General features: G+C 64.1%; 18 protein-coding genes. 7 read left to right on the forward strand and 11 right to left on the reverse strand.

Features of this window, described 5'->3' with window-relative positions; translation table 11 throughout:
- A partial coding sequence (groEL, locus tag XH81_RS14200; protein WP_271596258.1) for a chaperonin GroEL occupies positions 1 to 861 on the reverse strand: 861 nt, incomplete at its 3' end.
- A 42-nt stretch (positions 862 to 903) separates the two neighbouring features.
- The gene (locus XH81_RS14205) at positions 904 to 1218 is read right to left on the reverse strand and encodes a co-chaperone GroES (RefSeq protein ID WP_014494241.1); all 315 of its coding nucleotides are present in this window, start codon (positions 1216 to 1218) and stop codon (positions 904 to 906) included.
- Between the two features lie 377 nt (positions 1219 to 1595).
- Between XH81_RS14205 and XH81_RS14210 the strand changes: the two genes are divergently transcribed.
- Complete coding sequence (locus tag XH81_RS14210) at positions 1596 to 1883, forward strand: usg protein (protein ID WP_028141201.1); 288 nt, start codon at positions 1596 to 1598, stop codon at positions 1881 to 1883.
- A 201-nt stretch (positions 1884 to 2084) separates the two neighbouring features.
- On the opposite strand, the gene XH81_RS14215 is transcribed toward XH81_RS14210, so the two are convergent.
- Positions 2085 to 4214, reverse strand: coding sequence for an O-linked N-acetylglucosamine transferase, SPINDLY family protein (locus tag XH81_RS14215; RefSeq protein WP_152102737.1), 2130 nt, complete (start codon positions 4212 to 4214; stop codon positions 2085 to 2087).
- 218 nt (positions 4215 to 4432) lie between these two features.
- Here XH81_RS14215 and XH81_RS14220 point away from each other — a divergent pair, with 218 nt between their 5' ends.
- Both XH81_RS14220 and XH81_RS14225 read left to right on the forward strand, forming a co-directional pair.
- Positions 4433 to 4960 (forward strand): cupin domain-containing protein, encoded by a 528-nt coding sequence (locus XH81_RS14220; protein WP_271596259.1) that lies wholly within the window; start codon positions 4433 to 4435, stop codon positions 4958 to 4960.
- 271 nt (positions 4961 to 5231) lie between these two features.
- Positions 5232 to 6449 carry a rhomboid family intramembrane serine protease gene (locus XH81_RS14225; RefSeq protein WP_271596260.1) on the forward strand — a complete coding sequence of 406 codons (1218 nt, stop codon included), beginning with the start codon at positions 5232 to 5234 and terminating at the stop codon, positions 6447 to 6449.
- A 23-nt stretch (positions 6450 to 6472) separates the two neighbouring features.
- Here XH81_RS14225 and XH81_RS14230 read toward each other — a convergent pair whose 3' ends face one another.
- Positions 6473 to 7723: a NupC/NupG family nucleoside CNT transporter gene (locus XH81_RS14230; RefSeq protein ID WP_038949944.1), complete on the reverse strand. Its 1251-nt coding sequence runs from the start codon at positions 7721 to 7723 to the stop codon at positions 6473 to 6475.
- Between the two features lie 160 nt (positions 7724 to 7883).
- On the opposite strand from XH81_RS14230, the gene XH81_RS14235 reads away from it, so the two are divergent.
- Positions 7884 to 9122: an MFS transporter gene (locus XH81_RS14235; protein ID WP_271593537.1), complete on the forward strand. Its 1239-nt coding sequence runs from the start codon at positions 7884 to 7886 to the stop codon at positions 9120 to 9122.
- 234 nt (positions 9123 to 9356) lie between these two features.
- On the opposite strand, the gene XH81_RS14240 is transcribed toward XH81_RS14235, so the two are convergent.
- From XH81_RS14240 to XH81_RS14265, 6 genes are all read right to left on the reverse strand, one after another.
- Positions 9357 to 10115 (reverse strand): SDR family oxidoreductase, encoded by a 759-nt coding sequence (locus XH81_RS14240; protein ID WP_028141195.1) that lies wholly within the window; start codon positions 10113 to 10115, stop codon positions 9357 to 9359.
- A 24-nt stretch (positions 10116 to 10139) separates the two neighbouring features.
- Entirely contained in the window at positions 10140 to 10898 is a 759-nt protein-coding gene (locus XH81_RS14245; protein ID WP_028141194.1) for a proteasome-type protease, read from the reverse strand.
- 114 nt (positions 10899 to 11012) lie between these two features.
- A complete protein-coding gene (locus XH81_RS14250) occupies positions 11013 to 11420 on the reverse strand; it encodes a carboxymuconolactone decarboxylase family protein (RefSeq protein WP_028141193.1) in 408 nt (135 codons plus the stop codon).
- A 68-nt stretch (positions 11421 to 11488) separates the two neighbouring features.
- Entirely contained in the window at positions 11489 to 12337 is an 849-nt protein-coding gene (locus tag XH81_RS14255) for a transglutaminase family protein (RefSeq protein ID WP_038949940.1), read from the reverse strand.
- Between the two features lie 168 nt (positions 12338 to 12505).
- Positions 12506 to 13450 (reverse strand): alpha-E domain-containing protein, encoded by a 945-nt coding sequence (locus XH81_RS14260; RefSeq protein ID WP_028141191.1) that lies wholly within the window; start codon positions 13448 to 13450, stop codon positions 12506 to 12508.
- Between the two features lie 4 nt (positions 13451 to 13454).
- Positions 13455 to 14873: a circularly permuted type 2 ATP-grasp protein gene (locus XH81_RS14265; protein ID WP_038949939.1), complete on the reverse strand. Its 1419-nt coding sequence runs from the start codon at positions 14871 to 14873 to the stop codon at positions 13455 to 13457.
- A gap of 276 nt (positions 14874 to 15149) precedes the next feature.
- On the opposite strand from XH81_RS14265, the gene XH81_RS14270 reads away from it, so the two are divergent.
- The 3 genes from XH81_RS14270 to XH81_RS14280 all read left to right on the forward strand — a co-directional run bounded on the left by XH81_RS14270 (position 15150) and on the right by XH81_RS14280 (position 17176).
- Positions 15150 to 15887 carry a competence/damage-inducible protein A gene (locus tag XH81_RS14270; RefSeq protein ID WP_038949938.1) on the forward strand — a complete coding sequence of 246 codons (738 nt, stop codon included), beginning with the start codon at positions 15150 to 15152 and terminating at the stop codon, positions 15885 to 15887.
- Positions 15888 to 15923: 36 nt separating this feature from the next.
- Positions 15924 to 16451, forward strand: coding sequence for a xanthine phosphoribosyltransferase (gpt, locus tag XH81_RS14275; RefSeq protein WP_028141188.1), 528 nt, complete (start codon positions 15924 to 15926; stop codon positions 16449 to 16451).
- A gap of 107 nt (positions 16452 to 16558) precedes the next feature.
- Positions 16559 to 17176, forward strand: a complete 618-nt coding sequence (locus XH81_RS14280) for a hypothetical protein (protein WP_038973674.1) — start codon at positions 16559 to 16561, stop codon at positions 17174 to 17176.
- A 25-nt stretch (positions 17177 to 17201) separates the two neighbouring features.
- Here XH81_RS14280 and XH81_RS14285 read toward each other — a convergent pair whose 3' ends face one another.
- Complete coding sequence (locus XH81_RS14285; RefSeq protein WP_038973673.1) at positions 17202 to 18224, reverse strand: methionine synthase; 1023 nt, start codon at positions 18222 to 18224, stop codon at positions 17202 to 17204.
- Between the last annotated feature and the right edge of the window lie 85 nt (positions 18225 to 18309).

Genomic DNA, 18309 nt, shown 5'->3' on the forward strand with positions numbered 1-18309 from the left:
GGCCTTGCGGCGATCGCCGAAGCCCGGAGCCTTGACGGCCGCGACCTTCAGGCCGCCGCGCAGGCGGTTCACGACCAGGGTCGCGAGGGCTTCGCCTTCGACGTCCTCGGCGACGATGACCAGCGGCTTGCCGGTCTGCACCACGGCCTCGAGCAGCGGCAGCAGCTCGTTCAGCGAGGAGAGCTTCTTCTCGTTGATGAGGATGTAGGCGTCGTCCATCTCAACGCGCATCTTGTCGGCGTTGGTGACGAAGTAGGGCGAGATGTAGCCGCGGTCGAACTGCATGCCCTCGACGACGTCGAGCTCGGTCTCGAGCGACTTGGCTTCCTCGACGGTGATGACACCCTCGTTGCCGACCTTCTTCATGGCGTCGGAGAGGAACTTGCCGATCTCCTGGTCGCCGTTGGCCGAGATGGTGCCGACCTGGGCGATCTCGTCGTTCGAGGTGACCTTCTTGGAGTTCTTCTGGAGGTCTGCAACGACGGCCTCGACCGCGAGGTCGATACCGCGCTTGAGGTCCATCGGGTTCATGCCGGCGGCAACCGACTTGGCGCCTTCGCGCACGATCGCCTGGGCCAGCACGGTGGCGGTGGTGGTGCCGTCGCCGGCCGCGTCAGCGGACTTGGAGGCGACTTCGCGCACCATCTGGGCGCCCATGTTCTCGAACTTGTCCTCGAGCTCGATCTCCTTGGCGACGGTGACGCCGTCCTTGGTGATGCGGGGAGCGCCGAACGACTTGTCGAGCACGACGTTGCGGCCCTTCGGACCGAGCGTGACCTTTACCGCGTTGGCGAGGATGTCGACGCCGCGCAGCATCTTGTCGCGCGCTTCAACCGAGAATTTGACTTCTTTGGCTGCCATCTGGAATTTTCCTTGAGGTTGACTGGAGGGAGAGAGGGGCTCTTAGGCCGCCTTCTTCTTGGAAGCGGGGACGTCGAGGACGCCCATGATGTCGCTTTCCTTCATGATCAAGAGATCGACGCCGTCGATCTTGACTTCAGTGCCGGACCACTTGCCGAACAGCACGCGGTCGCCGACCTTGAGGTCGATCGGGATCAGCTTGCCGGCTTCGTCGCGGCCACCGGGGCCGACGGCGACGACTTCGCCCTGGGAGGGCTTTTCCTTGGCAGTGTCGGGGATGATGATGCCGCCGGCGGTCTTCTCTTCTGCGTCGATGCGCTTGACCACGACGCGGTCGTGAAGCGGACGGAATTTCATGCAGCTCTCCTAAGCATTTGCACGAGTTGATGATTTTCGTCTGTTAGCAATCTGTGCCCGCGAGTGCTAGCACAGGCGAGGCTGAAATAGGACAGGAATTTTGCGGGAGCAAGGGCTTCTAGCAGAAAAATCAGCACCCGGAAGCGCGGACTGCCAGAATCTCTTTTCCATCGTTAACCGAGGCCGAGCCGTATTAGCACGGTGATCCATCTGCTGCTAACGCATTGAATTTCAACAGCTTGTTAAACTTTTGGGCTTGAGATGGGTTGTCAGTTTGCGTCACATTTCTCTCATGTGAGCGCATCAGTACCGGGTGGCTCGTAAGGCGCACACCGACCAGGCCGCCCCTTGAATGCGCTCCTGCAAAGGAGGTTGGCATGGGCGTGCGGAGTGGGGGCGTTTCCGAGGACTTTCGGAAACAGCTTTTAGGTTACGGGCTGACGACGGCACAAATCCTCTACCGGATGCCGGATCATCCCTCGCTGCTCCAGACCTACGTCTGGCAGAACTACGACATGTTTCCGAAATTCCCGGCGCTGAAGGATTTCCTGGCCTTCTGGCAGGAAAAGCTGGACGGTCCCCTCCATTCGGTCACCGTCGCGCACTCCAAGCTGATCAAGCCGGCCGAGCTGCGCGCCGTGGATGGCGTGTTCCGGCTGCATTGAGACGAATATCGGTCTCGTAGGGTGGGCCAAGGCGCTTAAGCGCCGTGCCCACCATCTCTCCATGATCGCGCGCGGAAGGTAGGCACGCTTCCGCCGTCGCTCTTCGAGCTATGGCGGACCAGTCGTTTTGCCAACCCTACCGATATCTCCCTTGCAGCTCGTCGGACGAACGCACTATTCCCGGGATCGCCTGAGGGGCGATCAGGCGCCCTCGCTGCAATAGCGTCTCCACATCGCGCGATAGGCCTCGTCGACCGCTCGCCCGTATGAGACGGGGTTGCTGGCGGCTGCGGCCCGGATCTTGTCGGGCAGCTCGCGGCGCAACCTGTCGAGCTCGCTGATCTCAGAACCTCGGCTCGTTGCGATTTCGATATACGCCTCATGGCTGTCCGTGACCCAGTCCGGCAAGCCGAGAGCGGTGAGGATGGAGCCGGCAGCACGGCTGGGCAGGCTGTTGCCGAGCTTCGCCACCACCGGCACGCCCATCTGCAAGGCTTCCCACGTGCTGACGCCGCCGTTCTGCGGGAACGGGTCGAGGCAGATATCGACGCGATTGAACGATGCCAGATGTTCGCTTCGCAAGGTGGCGCCGAGCAGATCGACGCGTTCGGCCGGCAATCCGCAAGCCTCGAACCGCGCCAGCAAATTTTCGCGGACCAGCTGGTCGTCCAGCGCAACATCCTTGATCAGCAGTCGCGAGCCCGGCACCCGCTCGAGAATCCTGGACCAGACTTGCGCCGCCTCGTCCGAAATCTTGCTGATGCGGTTGAAGACGCCGAAGGTGACGAAGCCGTTCGAGATCGCCGGCGTAGGTGCCCGCGGAATCTCGGTCGGCAGCGAGGCCAGCGTCACGAAGCACGGCAGGTCGACAACGGTCTCCGCAAACAGATGCCGAACCTCGAAGGGAATCGCGACCGGGTCCGAGAACAGATAATCGATCGTCGGCAGCCCGGTGCCAGTGCCGTGACCCCAGCCGTGCACCTGGATCGGTGCAGGCTTGCGCGCAAACACGCCGAGGCGGTTGCCTCTGGTATGGCCGGACAGATCGATCAGGATGTCGATGCCGTCGGCGCGGATCTCGGCGGTGAGGCGATCTTCGGTCCATTGCGAGGCGTCGCGCCAGCGATCGGCGATCCCCTGAAATTCACCGGTCGTCGCATCCACTTTCGACGAACAAGCGTAGCACACGACCTCGAACTGTGCCCGGTCATGGTGTTGGAGCACCGGCTTGAAAATCAACGCAGCCGAATGCGCGTTGAAATCCGACGAGACATAGCCGAGCACCAGACGGCGGTCCGGATCGCGGTTGTTGTCATGCGGGCCCGCCGCGCCTGAAGCGATTTTCGCGCCGACACGCTCCCACCACACCTGACGCGCCTGCTGATGCCGTTCAACGGTGGCGTCCCCCGCAAAATCGAGCGTGAATATCTTGTTGGAGATCGCGCTCTGCAGGTCAGGCTGGATGTCGAGGGCTCTGTCGAAACTGGCGAGGGCTTCGTCGACCCGGCCAAGTCCGGCGAGGCAAAGACCCAGCACCAGGTGAGCTTGAATGGAATCGGGATCGATCGCCAGCGCCTGCTGGCAGTCGTGGGATGCGTGGGCAATTTGCTGGATCTGGAGCAGGACACTGGCCCGCGCGAGCCACCCATTCGCGTCGTCGGGTGCCAGCGCAATTGCCTGATTGCCGTCTGCCAGCGCTTCGTCAAATCGCTGAAGTTCCCGTAAAGCCGTGGCACGGTTCGCCAGCGCCGCGGCATAGTCGGGCTTGATCGACAGCGCGCGGTTCAAGCTTGCGACGGCCTCGTCATAATTGCGTTGACGGCACAGCGCCCAACCCCGGCCGTTGTGGGCTTCGGCAAGGCTTGCGTCGAGTGCGATCGCCTTGTCGTAGCTGTGAAGCGCCTCCTCGTGAAGATCGAGGGCCACGCTCGCGTTACCGAGATTGGAGAGGGTTGCGGCGTGGTTGGGCCGCAAGGCGAGGGCCTTTCGATAGCTCGCGCAGGCCTCGTCGTGACGCCGCAGCCCGTTGAGCGCGACGCCCAGCCTCATATGAGCATCGGCAGATTGCGGATCCACGGCGACCGCCCGGCTCAGCAGGATTTCGGCTTGCTGAAAATTCTTGGCGTCGGACTCCAAAGCACCGAGCATGTGCAGCGCCATGAATTGGTTGGGCGCGAGCTGCAGGAGTTGCCGATAGGCAGCCTGGGCCTCGGCGAGAAGCCCGATCTTGTGTAGCTGGAGCGCATGCCCGAGCAACGGCAGCACTTCGGCCTTTTGCCGTTTCTGAAGCCGGGCATTTTGAAATGCACGCTGACCTACGCTGTTGCCCATGGCTTCAATCCCCCAGAATCTCTCTTCGAGATTAATTCAGCGGGAGGACGAATACGAGACGACGGCCGTTCGCCACGACAGCTTGGGACAAGCTACGACCGATCGGGTCATCGAGCCGCTAGCCTTGCGCCCGGCAATTGCCGCCTCATCCAAGACTGGATAATCTGTGCTCGGGTTGTACCCGTCCGGCGGGCGCGCTCAGATCAGGGAGGCAGACAATGGTCAAGCAAAAGGCATCAAGACCCGCAACGAAGACCGCAGTGAAGAAGCGGAGCGGCGCCAAAGCGGCGGCGCGATCCTCGGCACGCAAGGCGGTGAAGGCAAAGGCTCGCACTGCCGTACCGAAGAAGCCCGCACGTCCCAGGCAGCGCATCGCGATCAGCCATCACCGCAAGGAAGACTTCAAGGCCGATGGCCTGCGCGCTTACGCGAAATACCGCGACCTCGGCATCGCCGACGCTAGCCATGGCCTCGCGCAAGCGCACGTGATCCGGCTGCAAGGTCCTTGCGATCCGGCTGAGGTGTCAAAGCTGCATTTTCACGACGTCGACTTCCAGATGGTCTACGTGCTCAAGGGCTGGGTGAAGACTTATATGGACGGGCAGGGCGAGACGTTGATGAAAGAAGGCAGCGCCTGGACCCAGCCGCCGAAGATCAAGCACATGATCCTGGATTATTCGGATGACGTCGAACTGCTGGAGGTGATCCTGCCGGCGGAGTTCAGGACGGTGGAATTGAAGGCGTAGGCCGATCTCTCTCCTACGTCATTGCTGTGATGGGTACGTAGCCCGGATTGCGCTGCATTCCATCCGGGCTGCAGGACCGTCGCGACTCCAGCCCCCACACCGCCATCAAGCACGTCGTCAGCGTTCCCGTCACGATCGCTAAAAAGCACGCGATCTGGGAAACCGGGCAATTACCAGTCGGATGGTTTCAGCTGACCTGCAGGGCGGGCGCTAACCAATCGAAAATACCTCTCGCGGCAACTCAAGGATGTGAAAACGCGGGAGTGCTTTCATGGCGACCAACACTTTTGGCCGACGCGGCGTTACGGCGCCGCCGTCAAGAGCGTCGTTTCAACCCGTCGCCGCGCCGACCGTGCGGGAGATCGTGCGCGACCCCGCTCGGCCCTTGCCCAGCGAAGGGACGCTTTTTGGCGATAACAGGCTTCTGGCCGATATCCCTTTCCTCACCATTGGCCTGATTTTCGGTCTGCTTTTGATCTTCGCTCTGCAACGCAGTCTGGCCATCGACGTTGCGCGGGATGGTGACCTCGACGTCCGCTCGCTGATCGCCCAGGGCGCGTCGGGCTACGATCTCGTTGTCGGACGAGGAGAGTGGTGGAGGATTGGCCTTGCGCCGCTGCTGCACGGCAGCGGGTGGCACCTCGTCAGCAACTGCATTGGGTTGTTCATCGTCGGCGTCAGGCTGGAGTCTCTGATCGGCCGTGGCTGGTTTGCGCTGATCTTCGTCGCCAGTGCAGTGGCGGGCGAGGTCGGCTCTCTGCTGGGCAATGGCCCCGGCACGGTGGGCGTGGGCGCGTCCGGCGCCATCACCGGGCTCATCGCCGCGCTGTTCGTCGCGAGCTTCGAGCCCGAAGCGGACGCCGATCAAACCATATCGAGACTGAAGACGTCGCTCTTCTTCGGTGTTCCCGCACTGCTGCCGCTGGCCTTCGGCGCCTCGGGCAATGTCAACTATTATGCCCATGCAGGCGGTGCGGTGGCCGGTGCCGCGCTTGCGATCACGCCGTGGCTCGCCTTCTGGTCCTATGACAGCCTGCCGCGGAGCGCCGGCATGACGTTGCTTGCAGCATCCCTCGGATCTCTGATTTGCGCCGGCTTCGCCGCCGTTCATTATTCGTCCTACATGGCCGATGCCGTGCACTATATCCGCACGTCGGAAGTGCCGACGAAGGCTGACGAGATGGTCAGCCGGTCGTTCGATCTCGTCACCCGCTACCCAAAAGACGCGCGGGCCCACGTGTTCCGTGCGGTCTTCTTCCTGGAACAAGCCAACCTCAGTGCCGCCGAGACGGAAGCGCGAACCGCCCTGTCGCTCGCCGCTTCAGATGTGGCGGGTGGGCCGGTGCGCTCCGGGGCGCAGGGCTTGATGGCGGTGTTGCTGTGGGCGCAGGGACGAACGAGCGAGGCGAAGGCCATGGCGGTCGAGCCCTGCCGTGCCAAGCTGGCCGAGGTGCGCCGCATCTTGCAGAAGTCGAAATTGTGCAGTTGACCAGGCTACGGCATCACCACGGGTCACGTGATGACCCCCACCACCGCCCCCATCAAGCACGTCGTCAGCGTTCCTGATACGATCGACTTCAATCCCAGCGCGTTGATCTCCTCGCGCCGCTCCGGCGCCATCACGCCCAAGCCGCCGATCATGATGCCGAGGCTGGCGAAATTGGCGAAGCCGCACATCGCGTAGAGCATGATCAGTCGCGAGCGCGGGTCGAGCGCATCGCCCGGCAGCTTCGCAAAGTCGACATAGGCGATCAATTCGTTGAGCACGGTCTTGGTGCCCATCAGGCTGCCGGCCGTCACCGCCTGATCCCATGGCAGCCCCATCAGCCAGCACACCGGCGCCATCACGAGACCGAGCAGGCGCTGCAACGAGATCGCGGCGCCGCCAACATTCGGCAGCAGGCCGAGCATGGCGTTGACGAGATAGACCAGCGCCACCAGCACCAGCAGCATGGCGACGATATTGATCAGCAGCTCGATCCCCGCGCTGGTGCCTTTCACGATCGCATCCATCGTGCTGGAGACTTCCATCTCCGGATCTTCGAGCGTGCCGCCGGTACGCGTGTTGGAGGTTTCAGGCACCATGATCAGGCTGACGAGGATCGCGGCCGGCGCGCCCAGCACGGAGGCGATGACGAAGTGCGCGGCCGCGTCGGGAATGAGAGGAGCAAGGAGCGTCGCATAGAGCACCAGCACGGTGCCGGCGATGCCGGCCATGCCGCCGGTCATCACCAGGAACAATTCGCTGCGGGTCATCTGCTTCAGATACGGCCGCACGAACAGCGGCGCCTCGACCATGCCGAGAAAGATATTGGCGGCGGTCGAGAGGCCCACCGCGCCGCCGACGCCGAGCGTCCGCTCCAGCAGCCAGGCCATGCCGCGCACGATCGGCGGCAGCACGCGCCAATAGAACAGCAGCGTCGTCAGCACGCTCATGACCAGCACGATCGGCAGCGCCTGGAACGCCAGGATGAAATCGGCGCCAGGCACCTTGAGGTCGAAGGGCAGGGCGCCGCCGCCGACATAGCCGAACACGAAGGCGGAGCCGGCGCGCGAGGCCGCGGAGATCGCGCCGACCGCATCGTTGATGGCGCCGAAGGCGTGCGCGACGACCGGCAGCTTCAGGAGCACGATCGCGGTGACGAACGTGGCGACGAGGCCGATCGCCGCCTGCCGCAGCGACACGGCGCGCCGATTCTCCGCCAATGCGAAGGCGATCAACAGCAATGCGAAAATGCCGAGTGCCGATTGCAAACGCAGCATGATGTCCCCAAACCCTCAATGATTATGGCCGGGCCGGCGCTGCAAAGGCAATGCCGGCAGCCGCCAGAAGCGGCCCACTGTTGACAAGCGGGGCCACCTCGGCCACGCGGGGGCCTTCGACAGTGAGGGGGAGAGCGGTCCGAGGGTGACCCAAAAGGCGATGCCAGAGCAGCTAAATTCCGGACATCCGCCGGTCAGCGCCCGCGCGCTCCTCGCCCATCGCGCGTTCCTGTTCTTCCTGCTCTCGCGCAGCCTGTCGCGCTTTTCCAGCCAGATCGCGGCGGTCGCGATCGGCTGGCAGATCTACGATCTCACCGGCTCGGCCTTCGACCTCGGCATGGTCGGCCTCGTGCAGTTCCTGCCCACCGCGCTCCTGGTGTTCGTCGCCGGCCACGCCGCCGACCGCTATGAGCGCAAGCGGGTGGTCCAGCTCTGCCAGCTCGTTGAAGCGGCGACCGCGCTCTATCTCGCAATCATCACCTATCTCGGCGCGGTCGGCGAAGTCCAGATCTTCATCGCGACCTTCGTGCTCGGCATTGCCGGCGCGTTCGAGAGCCCGACCACGGCGGCGCTGCTGCCGCTGATCGCGCCGCAGGGCTCGCTTCAGCGTGCCACCGCAGTCTCCAGCGGGGCGGCGCAGGTCGCGACCATCACCGGCCCGGCGCTCGGCGGCTTCGCCTATGCGGTCGCCCCGCATCTTGCCTATGCCATGATGGTGCTGTTCTGGATCTTCGGCATGATCCTGACCGGCTTCATCCGGCCGCGTCCGCAGGCGATCGCGAAGCAGGGGATGGACTCGGACAACATCTTTGCCGGCGTTCGCTTCATTCGCAGCAATCCGGCGATCCTTGGCACCATCTCGCTGGACCTGTTCGCGGTGCTGTTCGGCGGCGTCACCGCGCTGCTGCCGATCTATGCCCGCGACATCCTGCAGACCGGTCCGGTCGGGCTCGGCGTGCTCCGTGCCGCGCCGGCGGTCGGTGCGCTCCTGATGACCATGGTGCTGGCACGTCACGCCATCTCGAGGCACGTGGGCCTGCGCATGTTCCAGGCCGTGATCGTGTTCGGCCTCGCCACCATCGTATTCGCGCTGTCCTCCTGGATGTGGCTGTCGGTGCTCGCGCTCGCCGTGCTCGGTGCTGCCGACACGATCAGCGTCGTGATCCGCTTCTCGCTGGTGCAGCTGTCCACACCCGACGAGATGCGCGGCCGGGTCGGCGCGGTGAACTTCCTCTTTATCAACGCCTCGAACCAGCTCGGCCAGTTCGAAAGCGGAGTGGCCGCCGCACTGCTCGGCGCCATGCCGGCCGCCGTGCTCGGCGGCGTTGCCACCGTTGCGGTGGCGCTTTTGTGGATGAAGCTGTTTCCGAGCCTGCGGCAGGTGGAGAGCTTGGAGTAGGGGAATGTCTCGTGTCCCGGACGCGGTGCGGCACGAAGTGACGCGCCGCTGAGCCGGGACCCAGGAGGCCAAGCACGAGATCGCGGAGGCATTGGCCCCGGCTCAGCAGCGCGTCATTGCATGCCGCGCAGCGTCCGGGGCACGGGACTGGATGCCCCCCGAAAGTCTCGGACAAAGCACAGAGGAATCAAAGAGATCCCTACTGTGCATGGGGTTGTTTTCGCAATTTTAGCTTTAGCCCCGTCCAACGAACGGCATCTTGGTCGCCATGACCGTCATGGTCAGCACGTTCGCATCGAGCGGCAGGCCGGCCATGTAGGCCACGGCATCGCCGACCGCTTTCGCATCCATGCGCGGCTCGTGCTTGGTGGTGCCGTCAGGCTGCAGCACGCCGGGGCCGTTGACCATGCGATCGGTCATCGGGGTCGCGGCGTTGCCGATGTCGACCTGGCCGACGGCGATGTCGTACATGCGGCCGTCGAGATTGCTGGCCTTGGTCAGGCCGGTGATGGCGTGCTTGGTCGAGGTGTAGGCCGCCGAGAACGGCCGCGGCGCATGCGCCGAGATCGAGCCGTTGTTGATGATGCGGCCGCCGCGCGGGGTCTGGTCCTTCATGATGCGGAAGGCGTGCTGGGTACACAGGAACGGCCCGGTGAGGTTGGTGTTCACCACCGCCTGCCACTGCTCGAGGCCGAGATCCTCGAAGTTGACGGCGGGGGCGCCCATGCCGGCATTGTTGAAGAGCACGTCGAGGCGGCCGTAGGTCGCCTTCACCTTGTCGAACAGTGCCGCGATCGAATCAGGCTTGGTCATGTCGGCGGTGACGCACAGGCTTTTGCCGGCGGGGCCGAGCTTTGCCGTCTCCTCGAGCATGTCGAGCCGGCGGCCGACCAGCACCACGGTGAAGCCGGTGTTCATCAATGCCAGCGACGCGGCGCGCCCGACACCGGTGCCGGCGCCCGTCACCACTGCGATCTTCTTTGCTTCGCTCATTGTTTCCTGCCTTTTCTCATGCTGTCAGGTTTTGGGTTCTTTTTCGTTCTTGTAGGGCGGCCGCGGAATGTTCTGGTGCGCCGCGCGCAGCGCCGCCGACCAGCGCGAGCGCAGATCGTGGAAATAGGGCTCGCCCGCCTCGATGCGATGGTTGAGATCGGCCTCGCAGGCATCGGCGCGCACCACCAGCACGTCGATCGGCAGGCCGACGCCGAGATTGGAGCGCATGGTCGAATCCATCGAGATCAGGCCGGTCTTCAGCGCCTCGTACAGCTCGACGTCGTAATGCATGGCGCGGTCGAGCACGGGCTTGCCGTATTTGTGCTCGCCGATCTGCAAGTACGGCGTATCGGTGGTGCACTCGATGAAATTGCCGGCGGTGTAGATCATGAACAGGCGCATGCGCGAGCCCTTGATCTGGCCGCCGAACAGGAACGAGACGTCGAACGAGACGTCCTCGGATCTCAGCGCGGGACCTTCGGTGGCGTGCACGGCGCGGATCGCCCGGCCGATGCGCTGGGCGGCCTGGAACATGGTCGGCGCGTTCATCAGCGTCTCGACCTCACCCGTGTTGGGGTCCTCCAGGCCTTCGGTCAGCGTGGACAGCACCGACTGGCTGATGGCGAGGTTGCCGGCGCTGGCGATCGCCATGATGCGCTCGCCGGGCTTCGAGAAGATGTGCAGCTTGCGGAAGGTCGAGACGTTGTCGAGGCCGGCATTGGTGCGGGTGTCGGCGATCATCACCAGACCGTCCCGAACCAGGATTCCGCAACAATAGGTCATTTCCAGTCCCCGAACGCGTTTGCGCGGAATTACTAGCCAATTTCGGAGGCCGGTCCAACCCCCGATTCCCATGGGAAGGTCGTCATTCCGGGGAGCGGCAGCTAGCTCTGTCACTCAATCCGCCGCATCCACGAGAAACGCCTCGTCAACCGGCACGCCGAGTGCCGTGACCAGCCGGTTGGTCTCCGCGGCCATGCCGACGATGGCGAGCATCTCGGCATATTCGGCCTCCGTCATGCCCTTGGCCCGTGCAGCGGCGGTGTGCGAATGGATGCAGTAGCTGCAGCCATGCGCGATGGAAACCGCGACATAAAGCATTTCCTTGACCTTGGGATCGAGTGCGCCGGGAGCCATCACCTCCTTGATGCTCTCCCACGTCCTGCGCAGCGTCTTCGGATCATGCGCCAACGCGCGCCAGAAATTGTTGACGAAGTCCGACTTCCGCACCTTGCGGATATCGTCGAAGACGGCGCGCGCTTCGGTGGAGAGTTCATCGTCCGAAAGCAGCTTTACAGTGGCCATTGGTACCTCGCGGGGGGCAGCTTCGATCCCCGCGAGTGTAGCACGACCCATGCTTCGGACGGCTGCGCCTAGCTCTGCCGTTGGGATTGCGATTGCGACGGCCCGCCGCGGCCGGCCTGCTCGACCTTCACGGCCACGGCCAGCGTCTCAGCGCCGCCGCCATAGCGGGTGCCACGCACCGGGGCTGCGCCGAGATAGTCGAGGCCGATCGCGACGCGGACATGGGCGTCGGTGGCGCAGATGCTGTTGGCGGGATCGAATCCGACCCAGCCGAGATCGGGAACGTAGGCTTCAGCCCAGGCATGGCCGGCGTCCTGATGCACCGTGCCGTCCGAGCGCAGGAAGTGGCCGGAGACGAAGCGCGCCGGTACGCCGCCGGTGCGGGCGCAGGCAATGAAGATGTGCGCGTAGTCCTGGCAGACCCCGCGCTTGAGCGTGAACGCCTCCGCCGCCGAGGTTCCGCTGTTGGTCGGGTCCTCGTCGAAGGTCATGTGATCGCCGATCTCGGTCATCAGCGTATGCAGGAAGCCGAGCGTGTCGCTCTCGGCCTCGCTGCGCAACTGGCGCGCAACCGCCATCATCGCCGGATTGACCGAGGTGAGATCGGTGGCGCGCAAGAACATGCCGGCCGGAAAACGCTCGTCGGTCCCGCGCAGCACGCCGCCGGTGTCGTGGGTCTCGATCAGGCCTTCTGCGGTGATCTTGATGTCGCCGACAGGCCCGCAGGACAGCACATGGGTGACGTTGCCGAAGGCGTCCTCGTGGGTGTCGAGCTTGGTGTCGGTGGAGACGTCGATCTGCCATTCCGCCACATACTGCCCGTCATGGCTGCCGGGCGTCATGCGCAGGATCTGGATCACGCTGGTGGCCGCCGGCTCGTAGCGATAGGTCGTGGTGTGCAGGATTCGCAGGCGCATGGTGGACCGTGTCGTTAGTGGTTAGGCCCGACTGTCGCCGCAAAGAAGCTCGTCGTGCCCGGGCTTGTCCCGGGGATCCACTTTCTTCCTCGTCGCGCGAAAGCAAGAACGTGGATGGCCGGGACAAGCCCGGCCATGACGGTATCCCATGTCGTCAGCCGGGTGACATCAGATCAAATACTGCTTCGTGATGATTTCGCCCAGCCTGGAATTGTCGGTGATGAATTCCTGAATGAATTCATGCACGCCATGCTGGAAAATGTCGTTCATATTGCTGTGTTCCAGCCGGTTGCGGATGCCGCGGGCGTGGCGCTGGGCCGGGCCCTGGCGGCCATAGGCGACACCGATCTGGTCGAGGTTGCGCACGAGATTGCCGTAGCAGCTGGCCAGCGAGCGCGGCAGCGTGTCGTTGAGGATGAGCAGGTCCGCGATCAGCCACGGCTTCAGCGTCTCGCGATAGACCCAGTGATAGGCCGTCAGCGCCGAGACCGAGCGCAGGATCGAGCTCCACTGATAGAAATCGAGCGGGCCGCCGACATGCTCCTCCTCGGGCAGCAGCACGTGATACTTCACGTCGAGAATGCGCGCGGTGTTGTCGGCGCGCTCCAGATGCACGCCCATCCGCGAAAACCAGTAGGCGTCGTTGCGCAGCATGGTCCGGTACGCCGAGCCGTCGAAGCGCAGCGAGGTCTCCTGCACGAAGCGCAGGAATTTTGCGAGGTCCTCGCGCGTCGAGGTGCCCTTGCTCCAGACCGCCTGAAGCTCGATCCAGGCCGAGTTGATGGTGTCCCACATCTCGCTGGTCAGCGCGGTGCGGACCGAGCGCGAGTTCAGCCGCGCCGCCTCGATGCAGTTCCTGATCGAGGATGGGTTGTCCACGGAGAACGAGAGGTAGTCGACGACGTTGTGCTCGTTGGCTTCCTCGTAGGTCTGATAGAAGCTGGCAGCGACGCCGGCGGTGAGCAGCGCCGAGTCCCATTCATTGGTCTTGCCGATATAGGCGGCGGGAAGCGCGGTGACGCGCAGCGTCGCATCGATGGTGCGCGCGAGATACTCGGCCCGTTCGACGTAGCGGGCGAGCCAGTAGAGGTTTTCGGCGGTACGCGACAGCATCTGACTACTCGTCCAGGATCCAGGTGTCTTTGGTGCCGCCGCCCTGGCTCGAATTCACCACCAGGGAGCCTTCCTTCAGCGCGACGCGTGTCAGGCCGCCCGGCACGATGGTCGTGCTCTTGCTGCCGGTGAGCACGAAGGGGCGCAAATCGACGTGGCGCGGGGCGAGGCCGCTTGCGGTGCAAGTCGGGCAGGTCGAGAGCGCCAGCGTCGGCTGCGCGATGAAACCTTCGGGCTCGCGCTTGAGCTTCTCGCGGAACGCTTCGATCGTCGCCTTCGTCGCGGCGGGCCCGATCAGCATGCCGTAGCCGCCGGAGCCGTGCACCTCCTTGACGACGAGCTCGCTCAAATGATCCAGCACATAGGCGAGGTCCTTCGGCTCGCGGCAGCGCCAGGTCGGCACGTTCTTCAGGATCGGCTCCTCGCCGAGATAGAATTTCACGATGTCCGGCATGTAGGAGTAGATCGCCTTGTCGTCGGCAATCCCGGTGCCGACGGCGTTGGCGAGCGTGATGTTGCCGGCCGCATAGGCCGACATCAGCCCGGGCACGCCGAGCGCGGAATCGGGACGGAAGGTGAGGGGATCGAGGAAGTCGTCGTCGACGCGGCGATAGATCACGTCGACCCGCTTCACGCCCTCGGTCGTCCGCATGAACACTTCGTTGTTCTTGACGATGAGATCGCGGCCCTCGACCAGCTCGATGCCGAGCTTGTCGGCGAGGAAGGAGTGCTCGTAATAGGCCGAGTTGTAGACGCCGGGGGTGAGCAGGGCGACCGTCGGCTCGCCCGAGGCGCTGAGCGGCGCGACGGAGCGGAGCGCCGAGAGCAGCTCGTCCGGATAGCGCTCGACCGGCGCCACCTTGTGGCGGGCGAACAGATCCGGAAACAACCGCATCATGATCTCGCGGTTTTCCAGCATGTAGGACACGCCGGACGGCGTGCGCGCATTGTCCTCCAGCACGATGAAGTCGTTGGCATCGACCCGGACGATGTCGATGCCGGCGATGTGCACATAGACGTCGTGCGGCACCTGCTGGCCGTTCATCTCGGGCCGGAACACCGGGTTCTGGAAGATCAGATCGTCGGGCACGATCTCGGCGCGCAGGATGTCGCGGCCATGATAGATGTCGCGCAGGAACATGTTGAGCGCGCGCACGCGCTGCTTCAGGCCCTTCTCCAGCAGTGCCCATTCCTTGCCCGACATGATCCGCGGGATCACGTCGAAGGGGATCAGGCGCTCGGTGGATTCGGCCTCTCCATAGACCGCGAAGGTGATGCCGATGCGGCGGAACAGCAGCTCGGCCTCCTGGCGGCGATATTCAAGCGCCTCGGGAGGCGTCTCCTTGAGCCAGCGCGCCAGCTCCTGGTAGGCGGGGCGAAGGTCCCCGCCCGGAATATTCATTTCATCAAACGCGACTGCCATAGATGCCGACTGTTCTCCGCAAGGCGTTGCGCCAATGGACAGGTCGCCAGGCCCTGGTGAAGCCGCAACGTCCTGACCATGCGGCAAGAGTGCATGACTTTCATGTGGTAGCAAGGGCCGGGCCAGCGCGATAAGCATGGACTGGCAGCATTTGTCGGGGATGGCCGGCGGCTTGCCTGAAAAAATGGCTGAGGACTGCTTATTTCGACAGCAAAACCGCGTGACTTCAACGCGTTACCTCGGCAAAGTCGGCGCCACAGGTGAGGGACTTAAGTTATGAGCGAGATCGTCACGGCGGGCATTCTGGTCATTGGGGACGAAATCCTGTCCGGCCGGACCAAGGACAAGAATATCGGCTTCATCGCCGAATACCTGACCAATATCGGCATCGACCTGAAGGAGGTCCGGGTCGTCTCCGATGACGAGTCCGATATCATCGCTGCCTTGGATGCACTGCGGCATCGCTACACCTACGTCTTCACCACCGGTGGCATCGGGCCGACCCATGACGACATCACCGCCGACAGCGTCGCCAAGGCGTTCGGAGTCGGCATCGACCACCATCCGGAGGTGGTCGCCCGTTTCAAGGAGCGCTGGAGCGAGCAGGATCTCAACGAGGCCCGGTTGCGCATGGCCCGCATCCCCGACGGTGCCGAGCTGATCCAGAGCGCGACCATCCTCGCGCCCGGCTTCAAGATCGGCAATGTCATCGTGATGGCCGGCGTGCCCTCGATCATGCAGGCGATGATGGACATCGTCTCGCCCAAGCTGAAATCGGGCGTGCGCATGCTCTCCGAATCGGTCCGCGCCAATGCGCGGGAAGGCGACATCGGCAGCCCCTTGCGCGCGATCGCCGCCGCCCATCCCGACACCATCATCGGCAGCTACCCCTTCATGGACGAAGAGCAGAAGCCGAATACGAACCTCGTGGTGCGCTCGCGCGATGCTGACAAGCTCGCGGCAGCCATGAGCGCGGTGAAGGAAATGCTGGCAGGATTGAACATCACTCGTTAGCAGGGAATTTGCCGGCAGGCGAAGCAGGAGACGACAATGGCAGGTGAAGCACCGGAACTGAGTGCGCAGGAGCGGGCGGGCAGGGCCTTCCCGGTCTCGTGGGACCAGTTCCACCGCGACTGTCGGGCGCTGACCTGGCGGCTCAACGAGGTCGGCCCGTTCCACGCCGTGATCGCGATCACCCGCGGCGGCCTGGTGCCGGCCGCGATCGTGGCGCGCGAGCTCGGCGTGCGCATCATCGATACGGTCTGCGTCGCCAGCTACGACCACGACAAGCAGGGGGACCTCCAGGTTCTCAAGGGTATTTCGGAACAGGCCATGAAGCTTGGTGGTGGCACTGGCAAGGGGCTGTTGATCGTCGACGATCTCGTCGACACCGGCAAGACCGGCAAGCTGGTGCGCGAGATGCTGCCCGACGCGCATTTCGCCACCGTCTACGCCAAGCCGAAGGGCCGCCCGCTGGTTGACACCTTCATCACGGAGGTCTCGCAGGACACCTGGATCTTCTTCCCCTGGGACACCGCGCTGTCCTACCATCCGCCGCTGCGCGACGGCGCGGCGTGACTGCCGTCGTCATTGCGAGCGAAGCGAAGCAATCCAGAGATGTATCCGCAGAAGCAGTCTGGATTGCTTCGTCGCTTCGCTCCTCGCAATGACGGGGAGAGACGGCCATGCCCCTGCAAAACCGCGTCACACCGCTCGGCGACATCATCGCCACCCCGCATCGCGGCACGTTCACCGGCAATCGCGGCATCATCCACGATCCCGCGACGAAGACGCTCCTGAAGAAGCGCTGGTCGTCGCCGGCCTGGATCACATGCCTGTGCGAATTCCGCGGCTGGCGACGCCCGGTGATGGCGCGCAGAAGCTGGACCGAGCTGTTCTTCCTCGATGAAGCTACCGCCTTCGCCGCCGGTCACCGACCCTGCTTCTTCTGCCGGCGCGAGGATGCCAACCGCTTCCGCGCGGCGTGGGAGACGGGGAATGGCGTCAGCAAGGTGAGTGCGAAGGCGATGGACGCCCAGCTCCACCTCGAGCGTCTGGATCATGGCCGCAAGCGCCTGCACGCAGTGCCGGTGCCGCTGGCAGAATTGCCCGACGGCGCGATGGTTCAACGGGGCGAGGAGAGCTTTCTGGTGGTGCAGGGAAGGGCGCTGTTATGGTCGCCAGCCGGCTATGCCCGCGCAAGGACCGAGCTGGACAGCCCAATGCTGCTGACGCCCCCGTCCACACTGCATGCGTTGCGCGCCGGATATCAACCGGCGCTGCATCCGACCGCGCTGGACTAGCAGGGCGGCCGGCGGATCACCGCCATCACCCCAGCCTCTCGCGCGCCAGCGCGGCGCCGGCGCCGAGCGCCATCAGCTTGGCTTCGGCGATCTCGCGCCGCATCGGGGCCATGCCGCAATTGGTGGTGGCGATGATGTTGCTCTTGGGCACGAATTTCGACACCGCGTCGATCACCCTCACGACATCCTCTGCGGTCTCCACGGTGTCGCTGGCAACGTCGATCACGCCGGCCTGCACGATCTTGTTCTTGAGCAGCGCCAGCAGATCGAGCGGCACTTTCGAATTGCGGCATTCGATCGCGACCTGCTGGATCGGGCTGGCGTCGATCGCCGGAAAGATCTGCTCATACTGCCGCCATTGGCTGCCTAACGTTTCCTTCCAGTCGGTGTTGGCCTTGATGCCGTAGCCGTAGCAGATGTGCACGGCGGTGGCGCAGGTGAGGCCCTGCGCAGCGCGCTCCAGCGCCTTGATGCCCCAATCGTTGACCTCGTCCATGTAGACATTGAAGGCGGGCTCGTCGAACTGCACGAGATCGACGCCGTCGGCCTGCAGCGCCCGGGCCTCCTCGTTGAGCAACTCGGCAAAGGCAAACGCCATCTTGACGCGATCGCCATAGTAGCGATCGGCAATGGTGTCGATGATGGTCATCGGGCCGGGCAGGGTGAACTTCAGCTTCCTCTTCGTGTGCGTGCGCGCCGCGCGCGCCTCGAAGGCATGGACGCGGCCCTTGAGCCGGAGCGGGGCGACCACCTGCGGCACCATCGCCTTGTAGCGGTCCTTGCGGATGCCCATCTCGACCTTGTGCGCGAAATCGATGCCGTCGATCTTCTCCAGAAAACCGTGCACGAAATGCTGGCGGGCCTGCTCGCCCTCGGTGAGGATGTCGATTCCGGCGTCCTCCTGGATCTTCAGCCAGATCAATGTCGCGTCGCGCTTGGCGCGGAGCAACTCGTCGCCCTGCGACTTCCAGGGCGCCCAGAGCATATTGGGCTCGGCAAGCCATTCCGGCTTCGGCAAGGAGCCGGCGATCGTGGTTGGAAACAGCATGGCGGCCCTCCCGGCAGGTTGTGTTGCGCCCCTTCCTGCCATGTCCTAACGTCGAGGTACAGAACAACAAAAGTCGTTATTTTAG

Source organism: Bradyrhizobium sp. CCBAU 25360 (assembly GCF_028128695.1).
Taxonomy (GTDB): Bacteria; Pseudomonadota; Alphaproteobacteria; order Rhizobiales; family Xanthobacteraceae; genus Bradyrhizobium; species Bradyrhizobium ottawaense.